This is a genomic window from Hymenobacter coccineus, from assembly GCF_001816125.1.
Classification (GTDB): Bacteria; Bacteroidota; Bacteroidia; order Cytophagales; family Hymenobacteraceae; genus Hymenobacter; species Hymenobacter coccineus.
This window is the reverse complement of record NZ_MDZA01000112.1, coordinates 1-7,315: the sequence shown is the minus strand read 5'-3', so window position 1 is coordinate 7,315 and position 7,315 is coordinate 1. Positions and strand designations below refer to the sequence as shown.

Sequence of the window (7,315 nt, the reverse complement as noted above, 5' to 3'; positions counted from 1 at the left end):
GGTGCGTGGCCGGGGCCCCACTGCTTCATATTCCACCCGTATGCGCTCCTTCCTTTCGTACCTGGCCGGCGGGCTGCTGGCCCTGGCGGCCCCCGCGGCGCAGTCCCAGTCCGCACCAAGTGTTGCACCAAGCCCCGCGCTGGGGCCCCCGGTGGCCATTGGCGTCGATTTGGCCCGGCCCGTGGGGCCCATGCCGCCGCTGTGGGCCTATTTCGGCTACGACGAACCCAACTACACCTACATGCCCGACGGCCAGAAGCTGCTCTCGGAGCTGGCCGCCCTCAGCCCGGGGCCCGTGTACGTGCGGGTGCACAACCTGCTGACCACCGGCGACGGCACGGCGGCCCTGAAGTGGGGCTCGACCAACGCTTACACCGAGGACAAAAAAGGCCGCCCGGTGTACGACTGGACCATCGTGGACCGCATTTTTGACACCTACATCCAGCGGGGGATGCGGCCCATTGCCCAGCTTGGGTTCATGCCCGAGGCCCTCTCCACGCACCCCGTGCCCTACCGCCACCAATGGGCCCCGGACCAGTCCTACAAGACCATCTTCACCGGCTGGGCCTACCCGCCGAAAGACTACAAGAAGTGGGGCGAGCTGGTGTACCAATGGGTGCGGCACAGCGTGGCCCGCTACGGCGAGGCCGAGGTGAAAACCTGGCGCTGGGAGCTTTGGAACGAGCCCAACATCGGCTATTGGCAGGGTACGCCCGAGGAATATTACCAACTCTTCGACTACACCGAGGCCGCCGTGCACCGCGCCCTGCCCGCCGCCGTGCTGGGCGGCCCCGAAACCACCGGCCCCGGCTGGGACAAGGCCGCCGCCTACCTGCGCGGTTTTCTGGAACATTGCGTGAGTGGCAAAAACTACGTGACCGGCGCCACCGGCACCCGGCTCGACTACATTTCCTTCCACGCCAAGGGGGCCCCGAAGGTGGTGGACGGCCACGTGCGGATGAACATGGGGGCCCAGTTCGGCGACATCGAGGAAGGCTTCAAAATTGTGGCCTCGTTCCCCACGATGCGCCACCTGCCGGTCATCCTGGGCGAAAACGACCCCGAGGGCTGCGCCGCCTGCGGCGTGCAAACCAACCCCGAAAACGCCTACCGCAACGGCCCCCTGTTCGCCAGCTACACGGCCGCCGCCTACGGCCGCCTCTACGCCCTGGCCGAGCAGTACCAGGTGAATTTGGCCGGGGCCGTGAGCTGGGCCTTCGAGTTTGAAAACCAGCCCTGGTTCGCTGGCTTCCGCGATTTGGCCACCCACGGCGTCGACAAGCCCGTGCTCAACGTGTTCCGGATGCTGGGCCTGATGAGCGGCCCGCGCGTGGCCGTGGCCAACCCCGGGGCCCTGGCCGTGGCCGACATCCGGGCCCAGGCCCAAAGCCAGCGCTCCGACGTGGGGGCCCTGGCCACCGCCGACGCCGGCGGCCGCACCGCCAGCGTGCTCGTCTGGAACTACCACAACGACGACCTGCCCGCCCCGCCCGCCGAAATTGCCCTCACCCTGCGCAGCCTGCCCGCCGCCCGCGCCCTGGTGCAGCACTACCGCGTGGATGCCGCGCACGGCAACGCCTACGCCGCTTGGCAGGCCCTGGGCTCGCCTCAGCAGGTGTCGGGGCCCCAGCAAGCCGCCCTGGAGCAGGCTGGGCAGCTGCCCCTGCTGGCCGCCCCGGCCTGGGTAAGCACCCAAAACGGCCAGGCCGTGCTGCACTTTGCGCTGCCCCGCCAGGGCGTGTCGCTGCTGCGCCTGAGCTGGTAGGGCCCCGGCGGCCGGGGTTTCAGCGGCCGCTGGCAACCAGCATTTGTTCGAGCCGCGCGCGCCATGAAGGCGAGAGGTTGGGCAGCCGGAGCATGGCTTCAATTTTGGTGAAGTCCTTGTCGGGCAAGGCATTGCTGTCTACCATGTCCTGGATGGTAACGTCCCCGGGGGCCCCGGGCTCGAGGCGCGTGAAGGCGTCGCCGGCCTGGATGGTTCCCTCCCGTACTACCCGGAAATAGACGCCGCTGCGCCGCGCCTCCTCGAAGCGCCGGACCATGCTGGGGTCGTTCAGGCGGATGCCCAGCTTCGCGCAGGGGCGGCGGGGCTGCACGGCCATCAGCACGGCGGTGCCCACGCGGTAGTGGGCTCCCACGGGCACGGCACTTTCGAGCAAGCCGCTGGTGGTCAAGTTCTCGCCAAATGCGCCCGGCACCAGCAGCGCGGGTGGCAGGTGCTGCTGCCAGTAGGCGTAGTGCTCGTGCGGGTAGGCGTACACGGCCTTGTCGGGGCCCCCGTGCACGCGCAAATCGGCCTGCCCGTCGCCGGCCAGGTGCTCGGCCAGCACGGCCACCGGCCCCGCCGCGGGCCGCTTAAAAATGCTGGTGCGCACGGTTTGGCCGCGCCATTCCACGTCTTGGGGCAAGCCGATGTTGACGGAGAGAAGCTGCATAGAATGGTGGGAAAGAGGCCGGCGTAATAGCGGAGGGTAAGGCGGTGGCACAAAATGGGGTGGTCCGGCGAATTACCCGAAGGGCTTCGTCGGGCCACTCTTGCTAAAGAACAGTGGCTTCGGGCAATCGTAAGAGTGGTCCGACGACAGAAAAAGTCGCCGGACCACCCCGTTTCGAATCACTGCCTCGAACAGCTTCTTGATTACGCTGCGCTCACCGCGTCGTAAATCACGACTTTTTCCCAGTATTGCGCGCACTCATTCCGAAAGTCGTCGTGTAGTGGGTGGTGCTGGTAAATCTGCTCGTCGGCCGCGCTGGCGAACAGGCACAGCAAGGAGAAGGCATACGCCCGGTCGATGACGGCGCGGTCGGTGGCGGCGGGCGTACCAATGTGCATCAGCTGGATGGCCGGAATGGCCCGCATTTTTTGCAGTCCTTCGAGGAGCCCGGCCCGGTCGGCATCGGTAGCCGTTGCGGGCAGGTAGAACAAAACGTGGTGTACAAAAACTTCGGGCGTGGCGGGGGCGGGCATGGGGCGAGGAAAGGCGGTGAAGCGTTTGGTAGGGCAGAAGCTGTCGTTCTGGACCCCCGAAAGATAGGGCCCCGGGCTGGCCAATTTCGCCTGGTTAACCTCCAACCTGCTGCGCCAGCACGGCCGTAGCGGTGCTCGGCAAACACGCGCAGGCGCTGGAAGGCGCGCTCGATTTCGTCGCCGTCGTCGTCGGGCAGACCGTTGCCGTAAATCACCTGGTCGGTGGTGGCTAGGCCGCGGCGCACGTCGTCGTCGTGGCCGAAGTAGTCCACAATCTCGCGGGTGGTGAAGGAGTTGAGGGCGTTGTTTTCGAGGCCGGCGAGGTAGTTTTTCCACAGGGCCACGGCGCGCTCCACGTTGGCCGCCGACTGCGAGAGCGTGAACCGCTCGGCGTGGCGCGCAAACTGGGCCAGGAAGTAGCGGTGGTTTTTGCGCCGCTTGTAGGCATCGTAGCGCCGCCGCAGCCCCCGCCGAAACAGCGCCGCCCCGCCCGCCAGCCCCAGCAGCAGGGCCCCGGTACCGGCCAGCCAGTAGGGGTAGTTGAACAGCGGCGGCACCGGCGCCAGGGCCGTGGCCGCGCGCAGGGCTGGGGGCCCCGCCCCCGGGGCCAGCGCCGCGGCGGGGGCCGAGAGCAGCACGCGCACGCTGGCCAGGGGCGGGCGCAGCGTCAGGGTATCGGCGCCGCTGAGCACGGCCACGGGCAGGGCCAGGGTTTGCACCGGGGCCAGCGAAAACGTGCGCAGGTGATACACCGCCCGGTCGAGGCTGCGGCCCTGGCGCGTAACGGTGGGCGAGTAGCTGCGCCCGGCGTACTCAAACGGTGCGAAGCCGGCCAGCGAATCGGGGAACACCACTTCCTCGGCCGGGTCGTGCCGGTAGCTCAGCTCGTAGTCGAGCGGCTGGCCGATGCGCGTGGTGGGCTGCAAAAAGCGCCCCTGCGGCCGGTCAGCCCCGGGGCCCTGGGCCGCCGCCGGGCCAGCCAGCAGCAGGGCCCCCAGGGCCCCGGCCAGCGCCTGGGGGCCCAATTGCGCGCGCGCTCTAGCCACGGGCCCCGGCGCGGTTGCGTTGGCGAATCAGGGCCACCAGCGGCGGCACAAAGTCTTCTTCGGTGCTCAGGGCCAGGTAGCTGGCGCGGTGGCGGCGGCACAGGGCGGCCAGGTGGGCGGCGTGCTGCTGGGCCCCGGCGGCGTAACGCGCCCGGAAGCCCGGGGCCGAGGTGTTCACCCAGCGGGTGGCCCCGGTTTCGGCGTCGCGCAGGGGCACAATGCCCAGGCGCGGCAGCTGCTGCTCGCGCGGGGTGTGCACCTGGATGATGATCAGGTCGTGGCGGCGGGCCAGCAGCGCAATTTCGCGCTCGTAGTGCTGGTCCAAAAAGTCGGAGATGACCACCACCAGGGTGCGGTGCGTGAGCAGCCCCAGCGCCTGCCGGATGGCCGCGCCCACCGCCGTGTGGCGGCCCCGGGGTACCAGCGCAAACAGCCGCTGCACCAGGGTGTAGGCCCCGCGCATGCCCTTGGCCGGGGGCAGGTACAGCTCCTTCTGGTCGGAAAACGCCAGCAGGCCCAGCGGGATGTTTTGGCGGGCCGCCGACAGGGCCAGCAGCCCGGCAATGTCGCGGCCCAGGTCGAGCTTGCGGCGCGCAGCCGGCCCGGCGTCGAGCGAGGCGCTCACGTCGAGCAGCACCAGCGACTGCTGCTCCTTTTCTTCCTTGTAGGTTTTCACGAACGTGCCGTGGCCCTTGCTGCTCACCGCCCAGTCGATGGCCCGCACCTCGTCGCCGTACTGGTAGAGGCGCACGTCGTCGAACTCCAGCCCCGTGCCCTTGAGGATGGAGCGCGCGTTGCCCTGCACCTGCGCCTCAACGGCCCGGCGGATGCGGATTTCGAGGTGGCGCAGGCGGCGCACCAGGTCGGTGAGGGCCGAGGGGGCGGCGGGGTTCATGGCGGCGAAGCTACGCCCGGGGCGTAACTTGGGCCCCATGAACCGCCGCTGCCGCCCCTGGCTGCTGGCCGGGGCCCTGGCCATCGCCGGGGCCCTGCCCGCCTGCCAGCGCCCCGAAGAACCCCTGCGCCCCGCCGACCTCGTGCCCCGCCCCCAGCTGGTGGGGGCCCTCATCGACTTGCACTTGCTCGAAGCGCGGGTGGAAAACGCGGCCCTCAAGCCCGACTCGGCCCGCGCCCTGTTCCTGTCGCAGCAGAAAAACGTGTTCCGCACCCACCGCATGACGGATTCGTCGTTTCAGCACAGCGTGCGCTACTACGGCGTGCACGGCAAGGACCTCGACGAGATTTACGTCGTTGTGGTGGACTCGCTGGAGCACCGCGTGAAGCGCCTCGACCCCACCAACCCCCGCTTCGGCCCGTCCATCGGCCACACCAATTAGCCCCGCCATGCCCGCCGCCGCGCTTAGTTGGGAGGAATTTACCCGCGTCGATTTGCGCGTGGGCACCGTCGTGGAGGCCCGCGCTTTTCCCGAAGCCCGCCGCCCGGCCTACCAGCTGCGCATCGACTTCGGCCCCGAAATCGGCCTGAAAAACTCCAGCGCCCAAATCACGCACCACTACGCCCCCGCCGACCTGGTAGGCCGCCAGGTGCTGGCCGTGGTCAACTTCCCACCCAAGCAAATCGGCAAGTTCATGTCCGAAGTCCTCGTCACGGGCTTCGCCGACGCCGACGGGCACATCGTGCTGGCCGCCGTGGCCGCCCCCGTGCCCAACGGGAGCCGCTTGGTGTAGGGGGGCAGTTGCTAGTTGTCTGTTGTCAATGGGGCCCCCAGGCCGCCATGCCTGTGGAACCTCACGAGACCCCCACAGGGCCTTTTGGTGCAACAGCTCTACGAAGCAAATGCCGCCAGTTCGGCCAGTTGCTGCTGCACTTTCTTCTCCCACACGGCTTGCTTGACGGCGTTCAGGCCGTGGTTGGTGTCGATGTCGTAGCGGTTTTCCTCGTCGCTCCACTGGTCGTACACCACCTGGGTGAGGCGGCTGAAGGCGGGTTGCAGCTTCTGGCAGTCGAGGTTGGCGGTTTTGAGCTTCTGGCGCAGGCGGCGGGCGTACACCTCCGTCAGGTCGAAGTGCAGCTGCTCGTGGCGCAGCAGCGCGGGCGACGACGATTTGGCGTCGCGTACCCACGAGGTGCTGGGGTCGAAGGTGGGCGTGACGGTGGCCGAAAACACGAAATCGAGGCACTTGGCCCCCGACAGCAAATCGGCCGAGGTAAGGGCCGCCTCGGGCTCGCCAAACTTCGGCCGGCCCTGGAAATCGGCCCACGTGAGGGGCCGGTTGGCGGCCCAGGCAATGCCCGCCGGCTTGGCTGCGGCGGGTTTGGCGGGGGCCTGGGCGGTGGCCGCCAGGGGCCCCATCAGCAATAAAGCAAATCCTAAAAAAGTAGTGCGCATAGCGAAATAAACCATCAATTGGAAGGCCGCCAAAACAACAACCGGGCCCGAAAAGTGCGTGGCCCGATCTGTAGCGCGACTCTGTAGTCCGCGGCTTTGAACGGTCGCTGCACGATTAATCGGTAGGACGAAGCGAGCGCCGCGGACTACAAAGTCCGCGCTACATTCTACTACATCGTTCGGTGGCCGTTCAACCGCGCGGACTTGCAGCGTCCACGCTACTGCCAGCGCTACGCTTTCAGCAACTCCGCTTCGGGCAGCGGCAGCGGGGTGGGGCCGGCGTGCATGGGGGCCCCGGGGGCAGTTTCGCGGCGGAAGCGCAGCAGCAGCACCCCGGCCACGATGGTGAGGCCCAGCAGCAGCCCCGCCCACACGCCCGGGGCCCCCAGGTGCAGGTGGAAGCCCAAATAGTAGCCCAGCGGCAGCGCCACGGCCCAGTAGGCCAGCAGGGCCACCAGCGAGGGCACCTTCACGTCTTCCAGCCCGCGCAGGGCCCCCAGGCCCACCACTTGCAGCCCATCAGACACCTGGAAGCCGGCCGCGATGAGCAGCAGCGTGGCGCCTGGGCCAGCACGGCGGGGTCGTGGTTGTAGAGCTGCGGTACCAGGTGGCGGGCCAGCACCAGCACCACCCCCATGCTGCTCATGAAGCCAAACGCCAGCCAGTAGGCCGCCACGCCCGCCTGCCGGGCCCCGGCCGCGTCGCCGGCCCCGCGCAGGTGGCCCACCCGGATGGTGGCCGCCGCCGCAATGCCGCTGGCCGCCATGTACGTCACGCCCGCCACGTTGATGGCGATTTGGTGGGCGGCCTGGGGCACCGCGCCCAGCCAGCCAATCATCAGGGCCGAAAAGGCGAAGGCGCCCATCTCGAACATCATCTGGCTGCCGATGGGGCCCCCAGCGCCACCAGGCGGCGCAGGGCCGCCGCGTGGGCCGCAGCCACTCGGCCGC

General features: G+C 68.7%; 10 protein-coding genes. 3 read left to right on the top strand and 7 right to left on the bottom strand.

Going from position 1 to position 7,315, the window contains the following annotated elements; genetic code table 11:
- Positions 1-40 precede the first annotated feature (40 nt).
- Complete coding sequence (locus BEN49_RS08825; protein WP_070742664.1) at positions 41-1,765, top strand: GH39 family glycosyl hydrolase; 1,725 nt, start codon at positions 41-43, stop codon at positions 1,763-1,765.
- A 19-nt stretch (positions 1,766-1,784) separates the two neighbouring features.
- On the opposite strand, the gene BEN49_RS08820 is transcribed toward BEN49_RS08825, so the two are convergent.
- The 4 genes from BEN49_RS08820 to BEN49_RS08810 form a co-directional block, all read right to left on the bottom strand.
- The gene (locus BEN49_RS08820; protein WP_070742663.1) at positions 1,785-2,435 is read right to left on the bottom strand and encodes an MOSC domain-containing protein; all 651 of its coding nucleotides are present in this window, start codon (positions 2,433-2,435) and stop codon (positions 1,785-1,787) included.
- 203 nt (positions 2,436-2,638) lie between these two features.
- Positions 2,639-2,926, bottom strand: coding sequence for a Dabb family protein (locus tag BEN49_RS08815; protein WP_239691879.1), 288 nt, complete (start codon positions 2,924-2,926; stop codon positions 2,639-2,641).
- Positions 2,833-4,014: a hypothetical protein gene (locus BEN49_RS29440; protein WP_239691878.1), complete on the bottom strand. Its 1,182-nt coding sequence runs from the start codon at positions 4,012-4,014 to the stop codon at positions 2,833-2,835. The genes BEN49_RS08815 and BEN49_RS29440 overlap by 94 nt, the downstream gene beginning before the upstream one ends.
- Positions 4,007-4,909, bottom strand: coding sequence for a DUF58 domain-containing protein (locus tag BEN49_RS08810; RefSeq protein ID WP_070742661.1), 903 nt, complete (start codon positions 4,907-4,909; stop codon positions 4,007-4,009). The genes BEN49_RS29440 and BEN49_RS08810 overlap by 8 nt, the downstream gene beginning before the upstream one ends.
- A gap of 37 nt (positions 4,910-4,946) precedes the next feature.
- On the opposite strand from BEN49_RS08810, the gene BEN49_RS08805 reads away from it, so the two are divergent.
- On the top strand, positions 4,947-5,351 hold the full coding sequence (locus BEN49_RS08805) for a DUF4296 domain-containing protein (RefSeq protein WP_070742660.1): 405 nt from the start codon (positions 4,947-4,949) through the stop codon (positions 5,349-5,351).
- 7 nt (positions 5,352-5,358) lie between these two features.
- On the top strand, positions 5,359-5,703 hold the full coding sequence (locus tag BEN49_RS08800; RefSeq protein WP_070742659.1) for a tRNA-binding protein: 345 nt from the start codon (positions 5,359-5,361) through the stop codon (positions 5,701-5,703).
- A 98-nt stretch (positions 5,704-5,801) separates the two neighbouring features.
- On the opposite strand, the gene BEN49_RS08795 is transcribed toward BEN49_RS08800, so the two are convergent.
- The 3 genes from BEN49_RS08795 to BEN49_RS08785 form a co-directional block, all read right to left on the bottom strand.
- The gene (locus tag BEN49_RS08795) at positions 5,802-6,365 is read right to left on the bottom strand and encodes a DUF922 domain-containing protein (RefSeq protein ID WP_158022804.1); all 564 of its coding nucleotides are present in this window, start codon (positions 6,363-6,365) and stop codon (positions 5,802-5,804) included.
- Between the two features lie 230 nt (positions 6,366-6,595).
- Entirely contained in the window at positions 6,596-6,892 is a 297-nt protein-coding gene (locus BEN49_RS08790) for a hypothetical protein (RefSeq protein WP_125916653.1), read from the bottom strand.
- Positions 6,835-7,315: MATE family efflux transporter (locus BEN49_RS08785; RefSeq protein WP_262490189.1), on the bottom strand; the 481-nt coding region annotated here is incomplete at its 5' end. The genes BEN49_RS08790 and BEN49_RS08785, both read right to left, overlap by 58 nt.

Excerpts from the sequence above, each read along its gene's own strand:
- BEN49_RS08800 (WP_070742659.1), top strand. The coding sequence starts at position 5,359 with ATGCCCGCCGCCGCGCTTAGTTGGGAGGAATTTACCCGCGTCGATTTG.
- BEN49_RS08820 (WP_070742663.1), bottom strand. The coding sequence starts at position 2,435 with ATGCAGCTTCTCTCCGTCAACATCGGCTTGCCCCAAGACGTGGAATGG.
- BEN49_RS08795 (WP_158022804.1), bottom strand. The coding sequence starts at position 6,365 with ATGCGCACTACTTTTTTAGGATTTGCTTTATTGCTGATGGGGCCCCTG.
- BEN49_RS08825 (WP_070742664.1), top strand. The coding sequence starts at position 41 with ATGCGCTCCTTCCTTTCGTACCTGGCCGGCGGGCTGCTGGCCCTGGCG.
- BEN49_RS08805 (WP_070742660.1), top strand. The coding sequence starts at position 4,947 with ATGAACCGCCGCTGCCGCCCCTGGCTGCTGGCCGGGGCCCTGGCCATC.
- BEN49_RS08810 (WP_070742661.1), bottom strand. The coding sequence starts at position 4,909 with ATGAACCCCGCCGCCCCCTCGGCCCTCACCGACCTGGTGCGCCGCCTG.